Annotated in this window: 25 protein-coding genes; 11 read left to right on the plus strand and 14 right to left on the minus strand. The window is 62.3% G+C overall.

Annotated elements, in window-relative coordinates; translation table 11 throughout:
• Positions 1–5 precede the first annotated feature (5 nt).
• Together X730_RS139430 and X730_RS139425 are read right to left on the minus strand one after the other, a co-directional pair.
• Positions 6–1787 carry a sensor histidine kinase gene (locus X730_RS139430; RefSeq protein ID WP_023681403.1) on the minus strand — a complete coding sequence of 594 codons (1782 nt, stop codon included), beginning with the start codon at positions 1785–1787 and terminating at the stop codon, positions 6–8.
• 84 nt (positions 1788–1871) lie between these two features.
• Entirely contained in the window at positions 1872–2573 is a 702-nt protein-coding gene (locus X730_RS139425) for a response regulator transcription factor (protein WP_010912942.1), read from the minus strand.
• Between the two features lie 346 nt (positions 2574–2919).
• Between X730_RS139425 and X730_RS139420 the strand changes: the two genes are divergently transcribed.
• From X730_RS139420 to X730_RS139400, 5 genes are all read left to right on the plus strand, one after another.
• The gene (locus X730_RS139420) at positions 2920–4530 is read left to right on the plus strand and encodes a phosphoenolpyruvate carboxykinase (protein ID WP_023827363.1); all 1611 of its coding nucleotides are present in this window, start codon (positions 2920–2922) and stop codon (positions 4528–4530) included.
• 86 nt (positions 4531–4616) lie between these two features.
• A complete protein-coding gene (arfB, locus tag X730_RS139415) occupies positions 4617–5051 on the plus strand; it encodes an alternative ribosome rescue aminoacyl-tRNA hydrolase ArfB (RefSeq protein ID WP_023672309.1) in 435 nt (144 codons plus the stop codon).
• A 158-nt stretch (positions 5052–5209) separates the two neighbouring features.
• Positions 5210–5848, plus strand: a complete 639-nt coding sequence (locus X730_RS139410; RefSeq protein ID WP_023827364.1) for an alpha-ketoglutarate-dependent dioxygenase AlkB — start codon at positions 5210–5212, stop codon at positions 5846–5848.
• Positions 5849–5927: 79 nt separating this feature from the next.
• Entirely contained in the window at positions 5928–7016 is a 1089-nt protein-coding gene (locus X730_RS139405; protein ID WP_081730953.1) for a phosphatase PAP2 family protein, read from the plus strand.
• 58 nt (positions 7017–7074) lie between these two features.
• The gene (locus X730_RS139400) at positions 7075–8214 is read left to right on the plus strand and encodes a phosphatase PAP2 family protein (RefSeq protein WP_023827365.1); all 1140 of its coding nucleotides are present in this window, start codon (positions 7075–7077) and stop codon (positions 8212–8214) included.
• Here X730_RS139400 and coaA read toward each other — a convergent pair.
• The 9 genes from coaA to hisB form a co-directional block, all read right to left on the minus strand.
• Positions 8201–9160, minus strand: coding sequence for a type I pantothenate kinase (gene coaA / locus X730_RS139395; RefSeq protein WP_023755482.1), 960 nt, complete (start codon positions 9158–9160; stop codon positions 8201–8203). The two genes, X730_RS139400 and coaA, sit on opposite strands and share 14 nt — an antisense overlap.
• A 132-nt stretch (positions 9161–9292) precedes the next feature.
• Complete coding sequence (locus X730_RS139390; RefSeq protein WP_023681408.1) at positions 9293–9616, minus strand: phosphoribosyl-ATP diphosphatase; 324 nt, start codon at positions 9614–9616, stop codon at positions 9293–9295.
• Between the two features lie 8 nt (positions 9617–9624).
• Complete coding sequence (gene hisF, locus X730_RS139385) at positions 9625–10431, minus strand: imidazole glycerol phosphate synthase subunit HisF (RefSeq protein WP_023687423.1); 807 nt, start codon at positions 10429–10431, stop codon at positions 9625–9627.
• Positions 10428–11264: an arginase family protein gene (locus tag X730_RS139380; RefSeq protein WP_023741283.1), complete on the minus strand. Its 837-nt coding sequence runs from the start codon at positions 11262–11264 to the stop codon at positions 10428–10430. The genes hisF and X730_RS139380 overlap by 4 nt, the downstream gene beginning before the upstream one ends.
• Positions 11261–12007 (minus strand): 1-(5-phosphoribosyl)-5-[(5-phosphoribosylamino)methylideneamino]imidazole-4-carboxamide isomerase, encoded by a 747-nt coding sequence (gene hisA, locus X730_RS139375; protein WP_023827366.1) that lies wholly within the window; start codon positions 12005–12007, stop codon positions 11261–11263. Before hisA ends, X730_RS139380 begins: the two co-directional genes overlap by 4 nt.
• Positions 12008–12010: 3 nt before the next feature.
• Positions 12011–12301: a DUF1330 domain-containing protein gene (locus tag X730_RS139370; protein ID WP_023672318.1), complete on the minus strand. Its 291-nt coding sequence runs from the start codon at positions 12299–12301 to the stop codon at positions 12011–12013.
• 1 nt (position 12302) lies between these two features.
• Positions 12303–12953, minus strand: coding sequence for an imidazole glycerol phosphate synthase subunit HisH (gene hisH, locus X730_RS139365; protein ID WP_023695990.1), 651 nt, complete (start codon positions 12951–12953; stop codon positions 12303–12305).
• A 1-nt stretch (position 12954) separates the two neighbouring features.
• A complete protein-coding gene (locus tag X730_RS139360; protein WP_023728852.1) occupies positions 12955–13431 on the minus strand; it encodes a DUF2628 domain-containing protein in 477 nt (158 codons plus the stop codon).
• Positions 13432–13435: 4 nt separating this feature from the next.
• A complete protein-coding gene (hisB, locus tag X730_RS139355; RefSeq protein ID WP_023727853.1) occupies positions 13436–14035 on the minus strand; it encodes an imidazoleglycerol-phosphate dehydratase HisB in 600 nt (199 codons plus the stop codon).
• A 237-nt stretch (positions 14036–14272) separates the two neighbouring features.
• Here hisB and hslV point away from each other — a divergent pair, with 237 nt between their 5' ends.
• The 5 genes from hslV (at position 14273) to X730_RS139330 (ending at position 18496) form a co-directional block, all read left to right on the plus strand.
• Positions 14273–14824, plus strand: coding sequence for an ATP-dependent protease subunit HslV (hslV, locus tag X730_RS139350; protein ID WP_023672322.1), 552 nt, complete (start codon positions 14273–14275; stop codon positions 14822–14824).
• Entirely contained in the window at positions 14814–15341 is a 528-nt protein-coding gene (locus X730_RS139345; protein WP_023728853.1) for a GNAT family N-acetyltransferase, read from the plus strand. Before hslV ends, X730_RS139345 begins: the two co-directional genes overlap by 11 nt.
• Before the next feature lie 4 nt (positions 15342–15345).
• Entirely contained in the window at positions 15346–15948 is a 603-nt protein-coding gene (locus tag X730_RS139340; protein ID WP_023728854.1) for a DUF2585 domain-containing protein, read from the plus strand.
• Between the two features lies 1 nt (position 15949).
• Positions 15950–17263, plus strand: a complete 1314-nt coding sequence (gene hslU, locus X730_RS139335) for an ATP-dependent protease ATPase subunit HslU (RefSeq protein WP_023672325.1) — start codon at positions 15950–15952, stop codon at positions 17261–17263.
• A gap of 276 nt (positions 17264–17539) precedes the next feature.
• Positions 17540–18496, plus strand: coding sequence for a DUF1402 family protein (locus X730_RS139330; RefSeq protein WP_023728855.1), 957 nt, complete (start codon positions 17540–17542; stop codon positions 18494–18496).
• Between the two features lie 127 nt (positions 18497–18623).
• On the opposite strand, the gene X730_RS139325 is transcribed toward X730_RS139330, so the two are convergent.
• From X730_RS139325 to X730_RS139315, 3 genes are all read right to left on the minus strand, one after another.
• Positions 18624–19853, minus strand: a complete 1230-nt coding sequence (locus tag X730_RS139325; RefSeq protein ID WP_031197325.1) for an FAD-dependent oxidoreductase — start codon at positions 19851–19853, stop codon at positions 18624–18626.
• 3 nt (positions 19854–19856) lie between these two features.
• Complete coding sequence (locus X730_RS139320) at positions 19857–20171, minus strand: MocE family 2Fe-2S type ferredoxin (protein ID WP_023672328.1); 315 nt, start codon at positions 20169–20171, stop codon at positions 19857–19859.
• 85 nt (positions 20172–20256) lie between these two features.
• The gene (locus tag X730_RS139315; protein ID WP_023827367.1) at positions 20257–21360 is read right to left on the minus strand and encodes a fatty acid desaturase family protein; all 1104 of its coding nucleotides are present in this window, start codon (positions 21358–21360) and stop codon (positions 20257–20259) included.
• Positions 21361–21535: 175 nt separating this feature from the next.
• Here X730_RS139315 and X730_RS139310 point away from each other — a divergent pair, with 175 nt between their 5' ends.
• The gene (locus X730_RS139310; RefSeq protein ID WP_023684066.1) at positions 21536–22567 is read left to right on the plus strand and encodes a LacI family DNA-binding transcriptional regulator; all 1032 of its coding nucleotides are present in this window, start codon (positions 21536–21538) and stop codon (positions 22565–22567) included.
• The last annotated feature ends 35 nt before the right edge of the window (positions 22568–22602 follow it).

The following is a 22602-nucleotide window of genomic DNA, read 5'->3' on the forward strand; positions in this document are numbered from 1 at the left end:
CGCGATCAGCCTTCGGCCGGCAGCGTGACGACGAAGCGCGCGCCCTTGATGTCGCCGGGCTTGGTGCCGGGGATGTTCTCGGCGGTCAGCGTGCCGCCATGGGCTTCGACGATCTGCCTGGATATCGACAGGCCAAGCCCCGAATTCTGGCCGAACGCCTCGCCCGCCGGGCGGTCGGTGTAGAAGCGCTCGAAGATGCGGTCGATGGCGTCCGGGCGGATGCCGGGGCCGTTGTCGTCGACGGTGACGATGTTGACCTTGCCCGCGCGTGCCAGCGAAATGGCGATATGGCCGTGGTCCTCCGGCACGAAGGAGCGGGCATTCTCGATCAGATTGGTGATGACCTGGCCGATCCTCAGATCATGGCCGGTGACGAAATAACCTTTGACGCCTTGCGGCAGCTTGGCGGCCTTGAACTCGATCTCGACAGCCTTTTTGTTGCGCGTCGCCTCGCGCGACACGGCGACGAGGTCGGTGATGAATTTCTTCAAATCGACCGTGGCGGCATCCTCACGCGCCAGTTCGGCGTCGAGGCGCGAGGCATCGGAAATGTCGGTGATCAGCCGGTCGAGACGCCGGACATCGTGCTGGATGATCTCCATCAGCCTGCCGCGTGAATTGTCGTTCTTGGCAAGCGGCAAGGTCTCCACCGCGCTGCGCAGCGAGGTCAGCGGGTTCTTCAGCTCGTGCGAGACATCGGCGGCGAAGCTTTCGATCGCCTCGATGCGGGCATAGAGCGCATTGGTCATGTCGCGCACCGCGACCGACAAATTGCCGATCTCGTCCTGGCGGTCGGAAAAGTCGGGGATCTCCTCGCGGCTCTTGACGCCGCGCCGCACCCGCACTGCCGCCGCCGATAGCCGGCGCAGCGGATTGGCGATGGTGGATGCGAGCAGCATCGACAGGATTGCGGTGACCAGGGCGGCGATGCCGAACACGCGCAAAATAGCCTTGCGCTCGGCGGCGACGATCTTGTCGATGTCGCCGCCTTCCGTCGACAGCATCAGCACGCCGAGAACGGCGCGGAAGCGCTGGATCGGCACCGCCACCGAAACGATCTGCTCGCCCTGTTCGCTCACCCGCACGATCGTCGACGGACTGCCGGTCAGCGCCTTGACCACTTCCGGGAAGGCCGCACCGTTGCCGCCGGGCTGCTCATGGTAGACGGGCAGGTCCTTGTTGCGGAAGAAGTCGAAGACGAATTTCTGCACGCGCTCCAGCATATCCGGCTGCTCGTCCTCGACCGGAGGCAGGTCGTAGCGCAGGATCTGGCCGCGCGAGTAGAGATGGCGCGAATCGAGCAGCAGATTGGCGTCGCGGTCATAGATGCGGGCCCGGGTGCGCGTCGGCGAAATCAGCCGCCGCAGCACCGGCGCGACGCGCTCGGGGTTGATCGGGAAATCCAGATTGTCGAGCTGGTCTGAGCCCGGCCCGAGGCTTTCACCGGCCTGCAGTTCGAGCAGTTTTTCCGGATCGATGCTGATCGAATCGGTTTCGACCGTCGCCGACGCGGCAATGGCGCCGGCGATGATCTCGCCCTGCGTCATCAGGCTTTCGACGCGGGCATCGATCAGCCCGTCACGGAAGGTGTTAAGATAGAGGATGCCGGTGACCAGCACGGCGAGGCCGGCCAGGTTGAGGAACAGGATGCGCCGGGTCAGGCTGGAAAAGATGTGGTGGCCGAGGAAGCGGCGCATCGGCACCGTCAACCTCGACAGGAATGCGGGCAGAATCCGCGACCGCCTGACAGCGCTCGTTCGTCTGCTCCGCTGTACATCCACTGCCATCGAATAGCAGCTCCCGCCTAGTCTTTGGTTTTATGCATGTCGTCGTCCCAAAAACGCGACCACTTTTGGGCGACATGCATCAACTCAAGCTTCGCGGAACCGGTATCCGACTCCGTAAAGGGTTTCGATCATTTCGAAGTCGTCATCGACGGCCTTGAACTTCTTGCGCAGCCGCTTGATGTGGCTATCGATGGTGCGGTCGTCGACATAGACCTGCTCATCATAGGCGGAATCCATCAGCGCATCACGGCTTTTTACCACGCCGGGGCGCTGCGCCAACGAGTGCAGGATGAGAAATTCGGTGACCGTCAGCGTCACCGGCTCGCCCTTCCAGGTGCAGGTATGGCGTTCCTGGTCCATGACGAGCTGGCCGCGTTCCAGCGAACGGGCCTGCTGGCTGGGCGCCTTTGCCGCAGCTTCGCGGGCGCTGGCGCGGCGCAGCACGGCGCGCACCCGCTCGACCAGCAGGCGCTGCGAGAACGGTTTGCGGATGAAATCGTCGGCGCCCATCTTGAGGCCGAAAAGCTCATCGATCTCATCATCCTTCGAGGTCAGGAAGATCACCGGCAGGTCGGACTTCTGCCGCATCCGGCGCAACAGCTCCATGCCGTCCATGCGCGGCATCTTGATGTCGAGGATGGCGAGATTCGGCGGCCGCGCCGCCAGGCCTTCCAGCGCCGACGCACCATCCGTGTAGGTCTCGACGCGATACCCCTCGGACTCGAGGGCGATCGACACCGATGTCAGAATGTTGCGGTCGTCATCGACAAGCGCGATTGTTGCCATTTCAAGCGGCTCCCTCATGAGCTGTCCCTTCTGTCTTAAAGAAGGGGCTTTTGCAGGACAAATTAGGTACAAAATGTGGCACAGGCTCCACCCGCTGTCGCGGACGGCTTGCCGGCGGCCCCATCGGAACCTCTACACGGGTTGGACGAACACTGTGTGCCAATCCTTTGGGCAACCACCGTGATTTTTTGCACATATAAACGATTTAAACAACTTTCAAAATTTTTAAATCGATTAATGATTTGATATCATTCGAGTTTTCTGGTTCTCACCGTCTCAGCCCCTAACGCGGGCTCGCCGGAAACGCGCCGGCAAAGTGCGGCGAATCCAGAAGAAGGGACCCTTGATGTCGGAAGTCGGCAAACGCAATTCTGCTTGCGCGATCGATCGTATCGGCCTGAAAACCACCGGCACGGTGCATTATAATTTTGGTGCGGCCGCCCTTTATGAGGCAGCGATCCGTCGTGGCGAGGCCCGGTTGACCGCCGGCGGCGCGCTGCTTGCCGAGACCGGCCAGCACACTGGCCGCTCGCCCAAGGACAAGTTTGTCGTCCGCGATGGCGCCACCGAGCCCCATGTCTGGTGGGACAACAACAAGGCGATTTCGGCGGGCCAGTTCGAAATGCTGCTCGCCGATTTCCTTGTCTACGCCGCGAATAGCGATCTCTATGTGCAGGACCTCGTCGGCGGCGCCGATGCCGAGCTGAAGCTGCCGACGCGGGTCATCACCGAATTCGCCTGGCACTCGCTGTTCATCCGCAATCTTTTGATCCGCCCGCAGGCCGCCGAGCTTGAGGATTTCGTGCCGGAGATGACGATCATCGACCTGCCGTCCTTCCGCGCCGATCCGGCCCGCCACGGCAGCCGCACCGAAACGGTGATTGCGGTCGATCTCACCCGCAAGATCGTGCTCATCGGCGGCACTTCCTATGCCGGCGAGATGAAGAAATCGGTGTTCACCATGCTCAACTATCTGCTGCCGGAAAAGGGCGTCATGCCGATGCACTGCTCGGCCAATGAGGGCCCGGCCGGCGACGCGGCGATCTTCTTCGGGCTTTCCGGGACGGGCAAGACGACGCTGTCGGCCGATCCGTCACGTACGCTCATCGGCGACGACGAGCACGGCTGGGGACCGCACGGCATCTTCAACTTCGAAGGCGGCTGCTACGCCAAGACGATCCGGCTGTCGGCCGAGGCCGAGCCGGAGATTTTCGCCACCACGCAGCGCTTCGGCACGGTGCTGGAAAATGTCGTGCTCGACGCCGACCGCGTGCCGGACTTCAACGACGGCCGGCTCACCGAAAACACGCGCTGCGCCTATCCGCTGGATTTCATCCCCAATGCCTCGAAGAGCGGACGGGCCAGCCACCCGAAAAACATCATCATGCTGACCGCCGATGCCTTCGGCATCATGCCGCCGATCGCACGGCTGACCCCGGCGCAGGCGATGTATCACTTCCTCTCCGGCTACACCGCCAAGGTGGCCGGCACCGAGAAGGGCGTTACCGAGCCGGAAGCGACCTTCTCGACCTGCTTCGGCGCCCCGTTCATGCCGCGCCACCCCAAGGAATACGGCAATCTGCTGCGCGAGCTGATCGCCCGCCACGGCGCCGATTGCTGGCTGGTCAACACCGGCTGGACCGGCGGCGCCTACGGCACCGGCAAGCGCATGCCGATCAAGGCGACGCGCGCCTTGCTGGCCGCAGCGCTTGACGGTTCGCTGAAGGCGTCCGGTTTCCGCACTGACGCCAATTTCGGCTTCGAGGTGCCGGTTGCTGTGCCTGGCGTCGAGAGCGCCATTCTCGACCCGCGTTCGACCTGGGCCGACAAGGCAGCCTATGACCGGCAGGCAGCGCGATTGGTCGGCATGTTCGCCGTCAACTTCGAGAAATTCGAGAGCCATGTCGATGCCGTCGTGCTAGGCGCAGCACCCCGCCTGCAGGAAGCTGCGGAATAGTCCAGGCATCTTCACCGAAGCATCCTTGAAAGGCGCGGTCTCGATCGGGCCTTTTCTTTTTTGGTCCGCCGCGCCATGACTGCGGCATGCCTATCGACGACATCATCATATCAGACGAAGCCGTAATCCATCCGGGCGACCTGCACGAGGATTTCATCCGTTCGTCGGGTCCCGGCGGCCAGAACGTCAACAAGGTGGCGACCGCCGTCCAATTGCGCTTCGACGCCGCCAATGCGGCTGGCCTGTCCGAACGCGTGCGCGCGCGCACGATCAAGCTCGCCGGCCAGCGCGCCACCAAGGACGGCGTCATCGTCATCGAGGCCGGCCGCTTCCGCACCCAGGAGCAGAACCGGGCCGATGCCCGGGCAAGGCTGACGGCGCTGGTCGCCAAGGCCGCGGAACCGCCGCCGCCGCCGCGCAAGAAGACCAGGCCGTCGAAAGGCTCGGTGGAGCGGCGGCTGCAAAGCAAGGCAGGGCGCGGCACGATCAAAAAGCTGCGCGGCCGGGTAGAGAACGACTAAGGACCGCGCCGACTGCGTGCATAAAGCGGCTTCCCCTTCGGAGCCGCAGCCGCAAGGTTTCACCATTGCCACAGAAAGGGAGGCCAACAACCGTGGCTTTCGGGTCGCTGTTTCTGATTGGCGGTGGCATGGTTTCAGTATCAACCGGAGGCGAAGTCATGCTCGTTCTGCCCAAAGGCGTCCGCCACATGCCTGGTTATCTGTCCCGCGCGGCGCAGGAAGCGCTGGTCGAAGAGGTGAGGACCATTGTACAGCGGGCGCCGCTGTACGTGCCGGCGATGCCGCGGACCGGCAAGGAGATGAGCGTGCGCATGACCAATTGCGGCACGCTCGGCTGGGTCACTGACAAGGAGTTGGGTTATCGCTACCAGCCAACGCACCCACTCACCGGAGAGCCATGGCCGCCGATCCCGGACGCGCTGATGCAATTGTGGCGGGAGGTCGCCGCCTATCCGAATCCGCCAGAGGCCTGCCTGGTCAATTTCTATACGCAGGACGCCAAAATGGGCCTGCACCAGGATCGCGACGAAGCCGATTTTTCGGCGCCTGTGGTCTCGGTGTCACTTGGCGACGATTGCCTGTTCCGGGTCGGCCAAGTGACGGGCAGGGGGGCCACACGCGACGGCGGTACCAAATCGTTCCGCCTGAAAAGCGGCGACGTCGTCGTGCTCGGCGGCGAAGGCCGGCTCTGCTTCCACGGCGTCGACCGCATCTATCCGTCGACCTCGGCGCTGCTGAAAAATGGCGGCCGGATCAATCTGACGCTGCGGCGGGTCAACCGTACCCTGGAGCAGTAGAGGTATTCTTCGACTTACTGTTTGTTAAAGTATAGGTGCGACACAAAGGAATGTTCTCAAAAAGATTGGGGCCGTTCCTATGGCTTCCTCTGAAATCGTGCAAAGTCCTTCGCATGTGGACCGGTTTCCCGCATGGCTCGCGCGTGAGGGCCGCCGCAGTGCAATGATCTTCGCATTTGTCGTGTTGACCTTTCTCATCGCGACAATCAGGGGCGATTCGATCCTGCCCCATATTGTTGAATATACCGGTCGAATTGTGCGCTTTTTGCCTTTGCTGGGCTCTATCCTTGTTGCCGTGGTTGGTTCCTGCGCGCTCGTTCAGGGTCGCCATGGGTCACCAGTCAGCATCGCGGTCGCTTCCCTCGGAGGCATGTCGAATACCCTTGCGCGGGGTTTCTGCGCTAGCGTCGTGTTGGCTCTCTTCATGGCGGCATTCCTCTACAACAAAATGATGATTCCGATTGTCGCCCCCTTCCAGTGGGACGAAACTTTCTCCCACTGGGATGCAAATCTCCTGGGTGGGAATCAGGCGTGGCAAATCATTCAGCCGGTCGTCGGCATGCCTTGGGTAACTCGCCTGTTGGACATAGTGTACACTCTGTGGATGCTGCTGGTGTTCTTGTTCTGGGTGGGGTTGCTTGTCAGTCCGCGCGTGCCTGAGCGGATCCGCCTTCGCTACTGGCGGGCGACGGTCATTTCGTGGATCCTGATCGGCCTGGTCATAGCAACGTTGTTCTCCTCGGCAGGACCTTGTTACTTTGCGGAAATGGTGCCGGGCGCACCCTCGCCATATGCCGATCTGATGCGCTATCTCGACGAGGTTGCCTCGATCTATCCGCTGTCGTCATCCTTGACACAGGATTTTCTTTGGGAGGTCTATACTGGCCGTGTCGATTTGCCCGGTGGCATTTCGGCCATGCCCAGCATGCACAACGCGCAGGCGGCGCTGTTTGTGGCTGTCGCGTACTCAATTGATCGCAGGTTCGGTCACGCCATGCTGGCCTTTGGCGTCTTGTTGTTCTTCGGCTCGATTCACCTCGGGTGGCACTATGCCGTGGACGGAATTGTCGGCATTGCCGCGGCGCTCGCCATCTGGTGGGGCTGTGGCAAATTGGGGCTGGCGAATGACGACACTTTCTTGAGCGAGCGCGTCCTCGCACAGCACTAACCGATTCTACAGATTTTCCTTATAAAGTGCCCGGGCATTGCAACGTCGGCTCGGGACAATGACAAAGAGCAGTGTGGTTTTCCGTCAGTTGTGGGCAGTCATCAAACAAGCGATCCCGCTGATTCGCCGGGATTCAGGCGTTTATCTGTTCATCGTCGTCTACACATTGGCCGGACTGGTTTTTCTGTATGCAATAGGCGCGGCCGACCGCAGCGCGTATTCGATATATTTCGGGCGGTGGATATTGTTGAACGGCCTGATGCTGCCGACCTTCGCCATTATTGTTGACATAAGCCTGCTTATACATCGCACCGACATCAGGCGCCGTCTGGCGGCGAAATATGTGTTCTCGACATCGCGGCTGGCATATTCGCTCTCGGGTCTATGCCTCCTCATGGCGCTCATGATCTTTCAAGGCACATTCACCTCGGTGAAGAACGGACTGCCGGTCTGGCAGGACGGCTTTCCATTTGACGTGCTGCATGCCGACATCGATGCGTTCCTGCATTTCGGCGCCGATCCGTGGCGCTGGCTCTATCTGGTGGCCAAAAACGATTTCGTGCGGGCTGCCATCGAGTGGAATTACAACGTATTCTGGTTTGTCCTCAATTTTGGCGCCTTGTTCTTCGTCGCGACATCGCCCCGGACGGCGTCGGTTCGAACGCGCTATGTCATCTGCTTCATGGTGGTTTGGATCGTCGTCGGCAACATATTGGCTGGACTGTTCCTGTCGGCTGGTCCGGCGTTTTACGGGATGGTCACGGGCGACACGGCGCGGTTTGGCGAACAGCTCGCATTCCTGGCCCGCGGCGCCGAATCCTCCAATTCCGCTGTTTCCTACCAGCAATATTTGTGGAGGCTTCATGAGGCCAGGCAGACCGGTTTCGCGTCAGGCATTTCGGCCTTTCCCAGCGTGCATGTCGGCTTGGCGATGCTCAACGCACTTTTTGCATGGGAGTACAATCGCTGTCTCGGCGCTGTAGCGTTTGTCTATGTGGCCTTTGTTGCCGTCAGCTCGGTTTATCTGGCGTGGCACTATGCAATCGACGGCTATGCCGCAGCTGCTGTCTCGGTGATTGTCTATGTCGCGGCGCGCAAACTCGTCCCGGCCGACCGGCGCTATGTCCGGCGACCGGCGCAGGATACGCAATCGGCCGATATCGCGACCAGCCCGGAGGCGGCGGTCACAGTTTCCTGAGCGCCACTTCCTCGACCAGATGATTGGCGCCCTTGCGCAGGATGAGGTTGGCCCGCGCCCGTGTCGGCACGATGTTCTCGCGCAGGTTTTTCAGGTTGATGTTGGCCCACAAGCCTTCCGCAATGGCGCGCGCGGCGTCTTCCGAAAGCTGCGAATAGCGGTGGAAGAAGGAGTCCGGATTGCGGAAGGCCGTCTCGCGCAGGCGCATGAAGCGGGCGATGTACCATTGGTGGATCAGCTTCTCGTCGGCATCTATATAAATGGCGAAATCGAAGAAATCCGACAGGAACGGCACGATCTTGCCGTCCTTCGGCAATTTGCCGGGTTGCAGAACGTTGATGCCTTCGAAGATCAGAATGTCTGGCCGGTCGATGGTGACGAACTCGCCGGGAATGACGTCATAGGTCAAATGCGAATAGACGGGCGCGCGGACATTGCGCTGCGCCGACTTGATGCCCGAGAGGAAACGCAGCAGCGCACCGACATCGTAGCTGTCGGGAAAGCCCTTGCGCTCCATCAGATTGTCGCGTCGCAACACCTTGTTGGGTAAGAGAAAACCGTCGGTGGTGATGAGATCGACCTTGGGGCTCGACGGCCAGCGCGCCAGAAGCTCCTTCAGCACGCGCGCCGTGGTCGATTTGCCGACCGCAACCGAACCGGCAATGCCGATGATGAACGGTGTCTTGACCACATCCAGCGCGTTGAAGAAGGCCTGGCGCTGGCGAAACAGCAACTGGCTGGCCTCGACATGCGCCGAAAGCAGCCGCGAGAGCGACAGATAGATGCGCTTGACTTCTTCCAGGTCGACCGGATCGTTCAGTGAGCGCAGACGGTTGATCTCGTCTTCGCCCAGCGTCATCGGCGTGTCGGCGCGGAAGTTCGACCATTGCTCGGCCGAGAAGAAACGATAGGGGGAATATTTCTCGGTCGGAGCGAGCTGGTCCATCGAGTTTCCTGCCCTCTAGAGCATGAGGCCGAAAAGTGTGAAGCGGTTTTCGGGCGACATCATGCTCCCTCTATCAATTTAGAGACGGATTCAGATTTAAGGCCTCGGCCCGAAATCATCCGGCTCTAGCGGTCAGCCTTTCGGCCGGGATGCCTTTTCAGTGACGCCCGAACGGCCGGTGCGGCCCTCAAGCTCCTTCAGCACCTCGCCCAGCGAAACGCCGGCCATGCCAAGCACGACGAGCCAATGATATATGAGATCGGCACTTTCGGAAACGAGGGCTTTCTCGTCGCCCTTGACGGCGGCAATGACGGTCTCGACTGCCTCTTCACCAAGCTTCTGCGCCGCCTTGTCGATGCCTTTGGCGAACAGTTTTGCCGTCCACGAGTCCGGGTCGCCGGAACGGGCGCGTTCGCCAATGATCGTTTCCAGATCGGACAGCGAAAATTCAGCCATGGCGCAGCCTACAGCCTTTGTGGAGTGGATTGAACCGGATAGTCCAGCCGCATCGGCAGCCCGGCCTCGGCCATATGCGCCTTGGCTTCCGTAATCGTGTAAGTGCCGAAATGGAAGATCGAGGCGGCGAGCACGGCGCCGGCATGGCCGTCGCGAATGCCCTCGACCAGATGATCGAGCGTGCCGACGCCGCCCGACGCGATCACCGGCGCGCGCACCGCATCCGCTATCGCGCGGGTCAGCGCAATGTCGTAACCGGCCTTGGTGCCGTCACGGTCCATCGAGGTCAAAAGAATCTCGCCGGCGCCGCGATCGACCATTTTTCGCGCAAACTCGACCGCATCGATGCCGGTCTTTTCACGGCCGCCATGGGTGAAGATCTCCCAGCGGTCGGCTTCATTGGGTGCCGACACCTTCTTGGCGTCGATGGCGACGACAATGCACTGGTTGCCGAACTTGTCGGCGGCTTCCGCGACGAAATCGGGGTTCTTCACCGCCGCAGTGTTGATCGACACCTTGTCGGCGCCGGCCAGCAACAGTTTGCGAATATCGGCCACCTGGCGCACGCCGCCGCCGACGGTCAGCGGCATGAAGCATTGTTCGGCGGTGCGGGCGACGACGTCGAAGATGGTTTCACGGTTGTCGGACGACGCGGTGATATCGAGAAAGCAAAGCTCGTCTGCGCCGGCCGCGTCATAGGCTTTGGCCGCCTCGACCGGATCACCGGCATCGATGAGGTCGACGAAATTGACCCCCTTGACGACGCGGCCGTTCTTGACGTCGAGGCAAGGGATGACTCGGGCCTTCAGCATCAGCCCTTCTCCATCGTCGCCAGCAACTCGCTGAGCAGTTCGCCGACCAGCGGCGGAACCTCGGCCTGCGCATCGAACGCCGGATCGTAGGCGGAAATGGTGATGCCGGAAATCGGCAGCAGGCCGGCCATGCCGCAGACAGCCTGGCGCAGCTGTTTCGGCTCCGGGCCGCCGGGCGTGGTGTAGCGGTTGGCCTGCAGCGCCCCGGGGTCGTGCACGTCGAGATCGAGATGCAGGTGCACCCGCTTCGCGTCCGGCGCCTTCAGCCTGGTGCTCGCCGTCGCCCAGTCCGGGCATTCGGTGCGGATGACCGGCAAAGTCTTCAACAGCTCTGTTTCGGCCGGATCGAGATCGCGCGCGTTGACCAGCACGCAGCGCGCAGGATCGATCGGCTTGAAGCCGGGGATGGCCGAGGCCATCGGCTTCCAGCACAGGCCGAGAACCGTGGCCAGCGCCATGCCGTCGAGAAAGCCGAAGATGGACGTCTCCGGCGTGTTGAGATCGCCATGCTGGTCGGCCCAGATGATAGCATCGGCATCCTCGCCGGCAACCGCACCGGCCGATGTCAGACAATTGCCGGCCAGCACGATGGGAAGCCGGCCGCGGTCTATGGCGATGCGGACCTCGCCGGAGACGGCGCCGCACACGGCAAAGCCGGTGGCGATCTCGCGCTGCTGTTCGTCGCCAACCCTGCCGATATCGGTGACGACGACGTCATGCCCGGAGAGCGTCAGCGCGTCGACCAGCCCGCCGGCGACGAGTGCATCCGGGCCTCGGCCCATGCCGCCGTGATAGTGGCCGCTGTCATAGGAGGCCAGGATGATGGAGATCTTCAAGATCGGGCCTCCATCGCCTTGCCCTGCAGCACCGCAAGCGCCTCGGCCGGATCGATGCGCCCGTCATAGAGCGCGCGGCCGGAGATGGCGCCTTCGAGTTTCTTTGCGTCGGGCATGGTCATGCGCACGATGTCGGCGATCGAGGCCAGCCCGCCCGAGGCGATGACCGGGATCGACACCGCGTCGGCGAGATCGATCGTGGCATCCCAGTTGATGCCGGTCAGAACGCCGTCGCGGTCGATATCGGTGTAGATAATGGCGGCAACGCCGGCGCCTTCGAATTTCCGCGCCAGTTCGATGACGCCGAGGCTGGAGGCCTCGGCCCAGCCTTCGACCGCCACCTTGCCGTCCTTGGCGTCGATGCCCACGGCGATCTTTCCAGGAAATTCCTTGCAGGCTTCCCGGACCAGGTCGGGATCGCGCACCGCCACCGTGCCGAGGATGACGCGGGCCAGCCCGCGGTCGAGCCAGTCCTCGATCTGCGCCAGCGTGCGGATGCCGCCGCCGAGCTGCACCGGGTTTTTCGTCACCTTGAGGATGGCGCCGACCGCCGCGCTGTTGACGCTTTGGCCTTTGAAGGCGCCGTTGAGGTCGACGACATGCAGCCATTCAAACCCTTGCTCTTCGAAGGCCTTGGCCTGGGCCGCAGGGTCGTCATTGTAGATGGTCGCGGTCGCCATATCGCCGTGCTTCAGCCGCACGCACTTGCCGTCCTTGAGGTCGATGGCCGGAAACAGGATCACCGTTCAGACCCCTTCCACAATGGCGAAATGCGAGGTCGAATAAGCGCGCCGGAATTTCAGCGCTGCCTGGTATTCGGGGGAATGGAAGCAAGCCAGCGCGACCTCGTAGCTTTCGAACTCGACGATCACATGGCGATTGCCGGATGGCCCTTCCGGGCTTGACGACTGACCGCCTCGCGTCAGGAATTTCGCGCCGTATTTGTCGAACGCCGCTTTGTTGGCGGCGATGTATTTCGGATAGTTTTCCGGATCGGTCACATCGACCATCGCCATCCAGTAGCCCTTCTTGCTCATCTCAAGGCCTCCAGCGCAGGAAGTTGGTGATCAGTGCCAGGCCGAGCGCCTGGCTCTTTTCCGGATGGAATTGCATGCCGGCAAGGTTACCGCGCGCGACCGCCGCCGTTACCGGGCCGCCATAATCGGCGACGGCCAGCACTTCGTCCGGCCTTGTCGCGTCGAGATGGTAGGAATGAACGAAATAGGCGTGCAGACCCTTGGGCCCGGTCGCAATACCCGAAAACAGCGGGTGCTTGCGCTCCAGATCGATGGTGTTCCAGCCGATTTGCGGGATCTTCAGTGCCGGATCGGCGGGCGTGATCTCCTTGACGTCGCCGGCAATCCAGCCGAAGCCCTTGGTCACGGTCTTTTCCAGGCCGCGCTCCGACATCAGCTGCATGCCGACGCAGATGCCGAGGAACGGCCGCGCCTTGGCGATCGCTACCTCTTCCACCGCTTCCCACATGCCGGCGACGCCGCGCAGGCCCGCCGCGCAATCGGCATAGGCGCCGACGCCGGGCAAAACGATGCGGTCGGCGCTGCGCACCCGCTCGGCGTCGGCGGTCAGCTCGATGGCAGCGGCAATGCCGGCTTCATGCGCGGCGCGCTCGAAGGCCTTGGTGGCCGAGCGCAGATTGCCCGACCCGTAATCGATGATGGCAACCCGCATCTCAGGCTTTTCCCGGCGTATGGCTCAGGCCCAGCGTCAGCCCGGTCTGCGTCGGCCGGGCCAGGCTGGCGTCCGGCACGATGCGCGGCAGCGGCGCCGGCTCGTCGGCAAGCGCCTCGGCGTCCAGTGACTGGCGGATGTCGGCATCGTCAGGATTGTCGGCTTCGACGACGCCCCATTCATGCCAGCCGCCGCGGCGCAGCGCTGCGATCCGCAGCCCTTGGCCTTCCAGCCCGATATAGAGCGAGACCAGTAAAGACAGTGCGGAGCCGGCCCAATCCAGCCCCAGTCTTTCGCCAAGCAGCGAAAGCAGGCCCATGGCGACGAAAGCGAGCGCCGCCTCGATCCACAGCCTGTGCCAGGCGAGCCACAGCGGCGCCACCAGGAAAGCCAGCCAGGAAAAACCGTCGCGGACAAAAATGGGTGCGTCGGCCGCCTCGGTGCGGCCTGGCGGTTCCATCACGACATAGATGGCCATCAGCCTACCCTTTCAGAGATCCCTTGGTGGAGGGAACCGCTTCCGGCTGGCGCGGGTCGCGCTCCAGTGCGAAACGCAGCGCGCGCGCCACCGCCTTGAAGCAGGTCTCGGCAATATGGTGATTGTTGGCGCCATAATGGTTGGTGACATGCAGCGTGATACCGGCATTCTGCGCCAGCGCCTGGAAGAATTCACGCACCAGTTCGGTGTCGAACGTGCCGATCTTCGGGGACGAGAAGGCGACATTCCAGACCAGGAACGGACGGCCCGACACGTCGATCGCGGCCCGCGTCAGCGTCTCGTCCATGGCAAGGTCGACAGAGGCATAGCGCATGATGCCGCGCCGCTCGCCCAGCGCCTTGGCCAGCGCCTGGCCGATCGCAATGCCGGTGTCCTCGACCGTGTGGTGGTCGTCAATGTGCAGGTCGCCCTTGGCCTTCACCGTCATGTCGATCAGCGAGTGGCGCGACAGCTGGTCCAGCATATGGTCGAAGAAGCCGACGCCGCTCGACATGTCGGATTTTCCGGTGCCGTCGACATGGACCGAGACACTGATCTCGGTTTCCTTGGTCTTGCGGCTGACTTCGGCGGAACGGGACGCCATGACCTTGTCCTTGGCTGAGGGGTTCGAAACTCAAGACGGGGTTCCAAGCTGTCATTTGCTTGAAAACGAAAGCCTTCTAGCAGCATGATCCGGCGATTGCCAGTTGCGATGCGGACAGCCACCGGCCATGGCGGACGCCGTTTGCAATCACCCGCCCCATGCATACATATGGCCGATCGAAATCACTCGTACCGCGCGCCAATCGCCTTATCGGGATCGCGCGAATCGGAGCTAAAAATGTCGAATGAACTGAGTATGCACGCCACGACCATCGTGACGGTGCGCAAGGGCAACAAGGTGGTGATCGCCGGCGACGGCCAGGTCAGCCTTGGCCAGACCATCATGAAAGGCAACGCCAAAAAGGTGCGCCGCATCGGCAAAGGCGGCAATGTCATTGCGGGTTTCGCCGGCGCCACGGCGGATGCTTTCACCCTTCTGGAGCGGCTGGAAGCCAAGCTCGAACAATATCCCGACCAGTTGACGCGCGCCTGCGTCGAGCTCGCCAAGGACTGGCGCACCGACCGTTATCTGCGCCGGCTGGAAGCGATGATGCTGGTGGCCGACAAGTCGGTTTCGCTGGCGCTCACCGGCACCGGCGACGTGCTGGAGCCCGAATTCGGCGTCATGGCCATCGGTTCCGGCGGCAATTATGCGCTGGCCGCTGCCCGCGCGCTGATGGACAGCGACAAGGATGCCGAGGAGATCGCCCGCAAGGCGATGCAGATCGCCTCCGACATTTGCGTCTACACCAACAACAACTTTGTTGTCGAAACGCTCGATGCCGGCTAACCCGCCGGTGCTCTATGATTTTCGACCGGTTACCGAAAAAGACCTGCCGATGATCGCCGGCTGGCTGGCCGAGCCGCATGTCGCCGAATGGTGGGACGATCCGGAGACGGAAATCGCCGAAATCCGGGAGCACATTGACTCTATTTCTGTAGAGCCGCTGATCGTCGAGCTCGACGGCAGGCCGATCGCCTATCTGCAGAGCTACGATCCGCATCTGGATGACGGCCATCCCTATGCCGACCAGCCGTTTGGCACGCTCGGCATCGACCTGTCGATCGGCGTGCCGGACCTTGTCGGCAAAGGTCATGGCTCGGCGATCGTCAGGCAATTCGTCGAGCAACTGTTCGAGGAAGGCGCGCCGCGCATCATAATCGATCCGCATCCCGACAATGGCCGCGCCATCCGCGCCTATGAAAAGGCGGGCTTCAGGGCTATCGATCGCAGACACTCTAGATATGGGGACGTCGTGCTGATGGCCGTCGATGCCGAAGAGAGCGACGCGGAAGAAGGGGAATGAGTTGATGGCGACACCGGGCACTGCCAAAAATTACTCGGCCTATGAAGACAGCTGGCGGATGGGGCTTCTGCTCGTGCTCGCTCTGCTCATCTTCCAGGCCGGCGCGCTTTACGGCATGGGCCGCACGCCGATCTGCACCTGCGGTTACGTCAAACTCTGGCACGGTGTGGTGAACAGTTCGGAGAATTCCCAGCATATTTCCGACTGGTACACGTTCTCGCACATCATCCACGGCTTCCTGTTCTACGCCTTGGCCTGGGTCCTCTTCCCGCGCTCGCCAATCGGTCTGCGCCTGGCTTTCGCCGTCGTCATCGAGGGCGGCTGGGAACTCCTGGAAAACAGCCCGTTCATCATCGAGCGCTACCGCGCCGGCACCATTTCGCTGGATTACTATGGCGACTCGATCATCAATTCGGTGTCCGACACGCTGGCCATGGTGCTGGGGTTTGTGATGGCCAGAAAGCTACCTATATGGAGCATCGTCGGCCTCGCCCTCATCTTCGAACTGGGTGTCGGCTACCTCATCCGGGACAATCTGACGCTCAACGTGATCATGCTGCTGCATCCGTTCGAGTCCATCAAGCAGTGGCAAAGTGGAATTCAGTGATATGACCACCTTCTCTCCCCGTGAAATCGTTTCGGAACTCGACCGCTTCATCATCGGCCAGAAGGACGCCAAGCGCGCCGTGGCCATTGCCTTGCGCAACCGCTGGCGCCGCCAGCAGCTGGAAGGCCAGATGCGCGAAGAAGTGATGCCGAAGAACATCCTGATGATCGGCCCGACCGGCGTCGGCAAGACCGAGATCTCGCGCCGCCTGGCGCGACTCGCCGGTGCGCCTTTCGTCAAGGTCGAGGCCACCAAGTTCACCGAAGTCGGCTATGTCGGCCGCGATGTCGAGCAGATCATCCGCGATCTGGTCGAGATCGCCATCGGCTTGGTGCGCGAGAAGATGCGCGAGGACGTGAAGGCGCGCGCGCACCTCAATGCCGAGGAGCGCGTGCTGGAAGCCCTGGTCGGCAAGACGGCGAGCCCGGCGACCCGCGATTCCTTCCGCAAGAAGCTGCGCGACGGCGAGCTCGACGACAAGGAGATCGAGATCGAAGTTGCCGACACCGGCACCGGCGGCATGCCCGGCTTCGAGATCCCCGGCATGCCGGGCGCTAATATCGGCGTGCTCAACATCAACGACATGCTGTCGAAGGCGATGGGTGGCAAGAAGACCAAGGCGCGCAAGACGACGGTCAAGGAGTCCTACGCGCTGTTGGTCAACGACGAGTCCGACAAGCTGCTCGACCAGGACGAGGTGGTGCGCCGGGCGCTCGACGCGACCGAAAATGACGGCATCGTCTTCCTCGACGAGATCGACAAGATCGCCTCGCGCGAAGGCGGCATGGGCGCCGGCGTCTCGCGCGAAGGCGTGCAGCGCGACCTGCTGCCGCTGATCGAAGGCACGACGGTGGCGACCAAATACGGACCGTTGAAGACCGACCACATACTGTTCATCGCCTCGGGCGCCTTCCATGTCTCCAAGCCGTCCGACCTGTTGCCGGAATTGCAGGGCCGCCTGCCGATCCGTGTCGAGTTGCGGGCGCTGGAGAAGGACGATTTCATTCGCATCCTCACCGAGACCGAGGCCAGCCTCATCAAGCAGTATATCGCGCTGATGAAGACCGAAGGCGTCGACCTCACCTTCACCGACGATGCCATCGATTCGCTGGCCGGCATCGCTGTCGACCTCAACGCTAGCGTCGAAAACATCGGAGCGAGACGCCTGCAGACGGTGATGGAGCGCGTGCTGGACGAGATCTCCTACGACGCGCCCGACCGCAACGGCACCAGCGTCGCCATCGATGCCGCCTATGTGGAAAAGCATGTCGGCGACCTCTCGCGAAACACAGATTTGTCGCGATTCATCCTTTAAACGAGGGCGCCGGTTCATCCGGCGCCGGTATTAGAGCGCCGCGCGTCCTTTGGACGCGCAAAGGTCGCTCTAACAGTATTGAATCGACGCATCGGACTTTCCAAAAATCGGTTTCGATTTTTGGGCCGATGCTTAGGCAACAGTTTCCGGCAAACATCATCGTGTGTGGCCGGATGGTATCATGCGGCCATCTTTCGTCTTGCCGGCTGCAAGGGCGCTCTCGACTCGACCGGGAGCTTTACCTAGTTTGCGCGGCAATTCTCTAGGCGGCGGCGCATGAAAAAACTGATCCTGCTCATTCTCGGCTTGACGCTGGTGGCGACGCTGTTCGCGGCTGACGCGGCGACATTGGTGCCGGCGGGCAACCGCAATGTCGTGCAGCCTGACATACCGGGCGCCTCCAGCCGCCGCACCCAGGCCACCAACACCACCTTCCAGGCCAAATACCGCAAGGTCTACGCTCTGTTGCAGAACGACGCCGAATTGCGCGCCAAGATCAGGAAGGCGGCTGCCGGTTACGGCATCAACCCCTTGCACATCGTCGGCGCCATCGTCGGCGAGCACACCTACAATGTCGATGCCTACGACCGGCTGCAGACCTACTACGTCAAGGCGATCTCCTACCTCTCCAGCAAGCTGTCCTTCGCCTATGACGGCGAGGACATCACCGATTTCGTGCAGCGGCCGGAATTCAAGAAGTGCACAATGTCGGACAGCTACGACCTGTGGGAATGCCGCGAGCAGGTGTGGAACCGCTCCTTCCGCGGCAAGACCGTCGACGGCACCAGCTTTCCCAACGACCGCTTCGGCGCCACCTTCTTCCAGCCCTATTATGCCGGCCAGACCTTTGGCCTCGGCCAGCTCAACCCGCTGACCGCGCTGCAGATGAGCGATCTGGTGCACAAGGTGTCGGGGCTGCCCGAACTCGATGTCGGCGATCCCAATGGGGTCTACAAGACCATCATGGATCCGGATCTGACATTGCCCTACGTCGCAGCGACGATCAGGAAGTCGATCGACGCCTACAAAAACATTGCCGGCTTCGACATCTCAGGCAATCCGGGGCTGACCGCGACGCTCTACAATGTCGGCAATCCCGAGCAGCGCGCCTATGCGCTGAAAGCAGAGAACGACAAGCGCCGCGCGGCGGGTGAGACGGTCAAACTGCCGGAAGAGAATTATTACGGCTGGCTGGTCAACGACAAGCTGGACGAGCTGAAGGCGCTGTTTTAGCGGGCTTAGCTCAGCCGTCTACCTCCCCCTTTGTGGGGAGGTCGGACCGCAGGTCGGGGTGGGGGCCGGTGCCGCACCCCACTGCTTCGCAGCGACCCTCCCCACAAGGGGAGGGTAAGTCAGTCCTTCACGCTGCCAGCAACGACTTCAGCTTCACATCCGGCGACCCCAACGCCTCCGGCGCCGGCCTAGCCCGCTTGGCGATCAGCATCTCGGCCAGCCTGATGTCGCGCGCCACGGCATTGCCCGTACCGAGGCCGCTCGCCGCCACCAGCCTGCCATCCTCGGCCAGATGAAACAGAATAAAAGCACCGTCGCCGAGATCGCGGCGGACCGTGCTTTTGCCCTCGTCCGAAAGGCCGGCGATCTGCAGCGACAAACCATACTGATCCGACCAGAACCATGGCACCGCGGCATGCGCTTCGCGGGCGCCCAGCATGTTCTTCGCGGCCAGCGCACCCTGTTCCTGCGCATTGCGCCAGGCTTCCAGCCGCACCCGCCGGCCAGCATAGACAGCGAGCGGAAACGAGCAGCAATCGCCGGCGGCGAAGATGTCGGGATCGATTGTTTGGAGTTCGCCATTGACGGCGATGCCGTTATCGACGGTCAGGCCCGCTTCCGCGGCAAGCCCGGTCACCGGCACGGCGCCGATGCCGATGACGGCGAGATCGGCGACGATGTCCTGCCCATCGGCGAGCATGATGTGCACCTCAGCGCCGTCGTCGGCGATATCAGCGATGCCCTGACCGGTGAGCACGGTCACGCCTTCGGCCTCATGCGCCTGATGGATGATTTCAGCGATCTCCGCCGGCACCCCGCGCATGAGGATGCGCGGCTGCGCCTCAATGACCGTGACGCTGGCCCCGAGCTTGCGCGCCGAAGCGGCGAGCTCCAGGCCAATAAAGCCACCACCAATGATGGCGATGCGGTTTGCCGGGCTGAGGTGGGCGCGAATGGCCAGCGCGTCGGCAAAGGTGCGGAGGTAGACGCAGCGCGACCCCAATCCCGGCATCGGCAGCTTGCGCGGTGTCGAGCCGGTCGCCAGCAGCAGCTTGTCGTAGGGCAGGGCCGAACCGTCCGACAGCCGCACCATATGCGCCGGGCGGTCGATCGCCACCGCTTGAACGGAATGGATATGCCGGATCGATTTCTCGGCCAGAATTTCGTCGCTGGCGATCGTCTTGATCTCGGCCGCGTCGCTCGTCATTGCGTCCTTGGACAGGGGCGGCCGCTCATAGGGCAGATGGGGTTCGTCACCCACCAGCGTCACCGGCCCGTCATAGCCCAGCTCGCGCAGTGTCAGCGCTGCCCGCCCGCCGCACTCGCCGGCGCCAATGATGACCATTCCCGCCTGCATGGTCTATCCGATCTGGATCAGCACTTTGCCGGCCTCGACCTTTACCGGATAGGTGGCGAGATTGACGCAAACCGGCGCGCCCCGTGCCGCCCCCGTCTTGTAATTGAAGCGGCCATTGTGCTTGGGGCACTCGATGATGTCGTCCATCACCAGCCCGTCGGCCAGATGCACCTTTTCGTGCGTGCACAGGCCATCGGTGGCGAAATAATCGTCGTCAGGGCTGCGATAGATGGCGAAGGTGCGGCCGCCATGGTCGAAGCGCATCACATCTTCTTCGTCGATGTCGCCGGCGGCGCAGGCCTCGATCCAGTCGCTCATGTGCTCCTCCCAAAAGCAATTCCAGGAAAAGTGCGTTGCGGTTTTCCGTTCGGAGTTGCGTCAAAACAAAAGCTTAATCGCGCGATCATTCCGCCGCGGCGGCGACGGCGTCGTTGTGGAGTTCCTCGCGATAGGGCCGCGCCGTCGGCGGCAGTTCGCGCTTGAGGAAATAGTCCTCGTTGCGCAGCTGGCGCAAAAAGGCCGGGATCATCTCACGATAGCCCGCCAGGATCGACGGCGTCGGCGCCGGCAGATCGTGCTTGATCAGCGCATGCAGTTTAGGCAGCGCATGATAGGGCACCATCGGGAACATGTGGTGTTCGACGTGATAGTTCATGTTCCAGTAGATGAAGCGGCTGACCGGGTTCATGTAGACGGTGCGGCTGTTCAGCCGATGGTCGACGACATTTTCCGCCAGCCCGCCATGCTGCAGCAGGCCGACCATGACATGATGCCAGGCGCCGTAGAGCCGGGGCAGCCCGACCAGCATCAGCGGCAGCCATGAACCGAAATACAGTGCGATCGCGATGGTGACGGCATAGATCGCCGTCCAGATTCGGGCGATGCGAATGGCTTTAGGCTGCTCCTGTTCGGGGATAAAAGTCTTTTCCGCCGCGCTGATATTGCCGGCGGCGTTGCGCAGCATGTCCGACATCGCATGCCAGGCATCCAGCACGCCGATAAAGCCAAGCGCAACGCGGAACAGATCCGGCGGCCGCATCACCGAGATTTCCGGGTCGCGGCCGACGATGATGGTGTCGGTGTGGTGGCGGGTGTGGCTCCAGCGCCAGGTCACCGGATTGCGCATGATCATGAAGCAGGCGATCTGGTAAACCGCGTCGTTCATCCACTGGGTGCGGAAGGCGGTGCCGTGGCCGCATTCGTGCCAGCGTGAATCGGTGGAGGAGCCGTAGAGCACGCCATAGACGAAGAAGAACGGCACGCACCACCAGCTGCCCCAGAACCAGGCGCCGCCGGCGGCGCTCAGGATCAGCGCGGCCAGCCAGATCGTGGTGTCGCGGATCGCCGGCCCATCGGAGCGCTGCATCAGCTCCTTCATCTGCTTGCGCGGAATATCGGTGTGATACCACTCGGCCGCCGACAGGCCGGTCTCGACGGCGAGCTTGGCGTCGCGGCCGATCAGGCTGTAGTCGCGCCGGGACGGTGGTGTGGATAGTGTCGCTTCCATAGGGGCTGGCTCCGTCGGCCACAGCATCCGTCAGGACGGATATGTCCATTACAGGGCGCTTGTGTCCGAGCGCAAAATAGCGCCATGCGGTGATAGTCTCAATATCACAAAGATAGTTTCTATCATTTTCCATCAGAACGATGTAAGCAGTTGCAGGCACTCATGCGGGACAGTCATGGCAAAACGGCCAACCATCACCGATCTGGCGCGCATCTCCGGCGTTAGCGTCGCCACTGTCGACAGGGTGCTGAACAACCGGCTGCCGGTGCGCGAGGAAACCGCGCGCCGCGTCTATGAGGCGGCGACCGGCATCGGTTACCACGCCGCCGGGCTGATCAAGCGGCGCATGCGCCAGGAATTGCCGGAATACCGCCTCGGCTTTCTGCTGCTGCGGGGCAATGATGTTTTTTACGGCGATTTCGCGAGGGAGCTAGAAATGGCGGTCTCGCAATCGCAGCGCTTCCGCGGCGTCGCCACCATCGATTTCGCCAGCTCGCTAGCCGCCGACGAGATCGCCGCCCAGATGCGCAAGCTGGCAGCGAAATCCAGAGCAATCGCCGTTGTCGGTCCGGACCATCCGACGCTGACGGCGGTCGTGGAGTCGCTGAAAGCGAGGGGGCAACCTGTCTTCTCGCTGCTGTCCGACTTTGCCGCTGGCATCCGTGAGGGATATGTCGGCCTCGACAATCGCAAGGTCGGTCGTACCGCGGCCTGGATGATCGCCAGGGCGGCAAAGAACCCCGGCAAGGTCGCCCTTTTCGTCGGCAGTCATCGCTTCCACGGCCATGAACTGCGCGAGATCGGATTTCGCTCCTTCTTCCGCGAACATGCGCCGGACTTCACGGTGATGGAAACGCTGGTCAATCTGGAAGCCAACCAGGTCACCCACGATGCGATGATCGATCTCCTGGTGCGGTATCCGGATCTTGCCGGCTGCTATGTCGCCGGCGGCGGCATGGAAGGCGCGGTCTCGGCGCTGCGCGCAGCGAAGCCCGCAAACATGCCGGTGGTCGTCTGCAACGAGATCAACGCCGAATCGCGCGCGGCACTCGCCGACAACATCCTGACAATGGTGATCTCGACGCCGCTCGCCGCCTTGTGCCGCGAGCTTGTCGACCTGATGGCGCATTCCATCGAGGCCGGCGCCGCCAACGCGCCGGGCCAGACCTTTCTGCCCTTCGACATCTATCTGCCGGAAAATATCTAACGCGTTGCCGCGCTGACCCGTTCGGCGTGGGCTCT

The sequence above is a fragment of the Mesorhizobium sp. L103C131B0 genome (assembly GCF_000502275.1).
GTDB lineage: Bacteria > Pseudomonadota > Alphaproteobacteria > Rhizobiales > Rhizobiaceae > Mesorhizobium.

What these genes read in the sequence shown, in the direction of transcription:
- hslU (WP_023672325.1), top strand. Translation starts at nt 15,950, where the DNA reads ATGACCACCTTCTCTCCCCGTGAAATCGTTTCGGAACTCGACCGCTTC.
- coaA (WP_023755482.1), bottom strand. Translation starts at nt 9,160, where the DNA reads ATGGACCAGCTCGCTCCGACCGAGAAATATTCCCCCTATCGTTTCTTC.
- X730_RS139425 (WP_010912942.1), bottom strand. Translation starts at nt 2,573, where the DNA reads ATGGCAACAATCGCGCTTGTCGATGACGACCGCAACATTCTGACATCG.
- X730_RS139360 (WP_023728852.1), bottom strand. Translation starts at nt 13,431, where the DNA reads ATGGCCATCTATGTCGTGATGGAACCGCCAGGCCGCACCGAGGCGGCC.
- X730_RS139340 (WP_023728854.1), top strand. Translation starts at nt 15,346, where the DNA reads ATGGCGACACCGGGCACTGCCAAAAATTACTCGGCCTATGAAGACAGC.
- hisB (WP_023727853.1), bottom strand. Translation starts at nt 14,035, where the DNA reads ATGGCGTCCCGTTCCGCCGAAGTCAGCCGCAAGACCAAGGAAACCGAG.
- X730_RS139315 (WP_023827367.1), bottom strand. Translation starts at nt 21,360, where the DNA reads ATGGAAGCGACACTATCCACACCACCGTCCCGGCGCGACTACAGCCTG.
- X730_RS139420 (WP_023827363.1), top strand. Translation starts at nt 2,920, where the DNA reads ATGTCGGAAGTCGGCAAACGCAATTCTGCTTGCGCGATCGATCGTATC.
- X730_RS139330 (WP_023728855.1), top strand. Translation starts at nt 17,540, where the DNA reads ATGAAAAAACTGATCCTGCTCATTCTCGGCTTGACGCTGGTGGCGACG.
- hisH (WP_023695990.1), bottom strand. Translation starts at nt 12,953, where the DNA reads ATGCGGGTTGCCATCATCGATTACGGGTCGGGCAATCTGCGCTCGGCC.
- X730_RS139370 (WP_023672318.1), bottom strand. Translation starts at nt 12,301, where the DNA reads ATGAGCAAGAAGGGCTACTGGATGGCGATGGTCGATGTGACCGATCCG.
- X730_RS139400 (WP_023827365.1), top strand. Translation starts at nt 7,075, where the DNA reads ATGACAAAGAGCAGTGTGGTTTTCCGTCAGTTGTGGGCAGTCATCAAA.
- X730_RS139325 (WP_031197325.1), bottom strand. Translation starts at nt 19,853, where the DNA reads ATGCAGGCGGGAATGGTCATCATTGGCGCCGGCGAGTGCGGCGGGCGG.
- X730_RS139320 (WP_023672328.1), bottom strand. Translation starts at nt 20,171, where the DNA reads ATGAGCGACTGGATCGAGGCCTGCGCCGCCGGCGACATCGACGAAGAA.
- X730_RS139390 (WP_023681408.1), bottom strand. Translation starts at nt 9,616, where the DNA reads ATGGCTGAATTTTCGCTGTCCGATCTGGAAACGATCATTGGCGAACGC.
- X730_RS139345 (WP_023728853.1), top strand. Translation starts at nt 14,814, where the DNA reads ATGCCGGCTAACCCGCCGGTGCTCTATGATTTTCGACCGGTTACCGAA.
- hslV (WP_023672322.1), top strand. Translation starts at nt 14,273, where the DNA reads ATGTCGAATGAACTGAGTATGCACGCCACGACCATCGTGACGGTGCGC.
- X730_RS139405 (WP_081730953.1), top strand. Translation starts at nt 5,928, where the DNA reads ATGGCTTCCTCTGAAATCGTGCAAAGTCCTTCGCATGTGGACCGGTTT.
- X730_RS139410 (WP_023827364.1), top strand. Translation starts at nt 5,210, where the DNA reads ATGCTCGTTCTGCCCAAAGGCGTCCGCCACATGCCTGGTTATCTGTCC.
- arfB (WP_023672309.1), top strand. Translation starts at nt 4,617, where the DNA reads ATGCCTATCGACGACATCATCATATCAGACGAAGCCGTAATCCATCCG.
- X730_RS139310 (WP_023684066.1), top strand. Translation starts at nt 21,536, where the DNA reads ATGGCAAAACGGCCAACCATCACCGATCTGGCGCGCATCTCCGGCGTT.
- X730_RS139430 (WP_023681403.1), bottom strand. Translation starts at nt 1,787, where the DNA reads ATGGCAGTGGATGTACAGCGGAGCAGACGAACGAGCGCTGTCAGGCGG.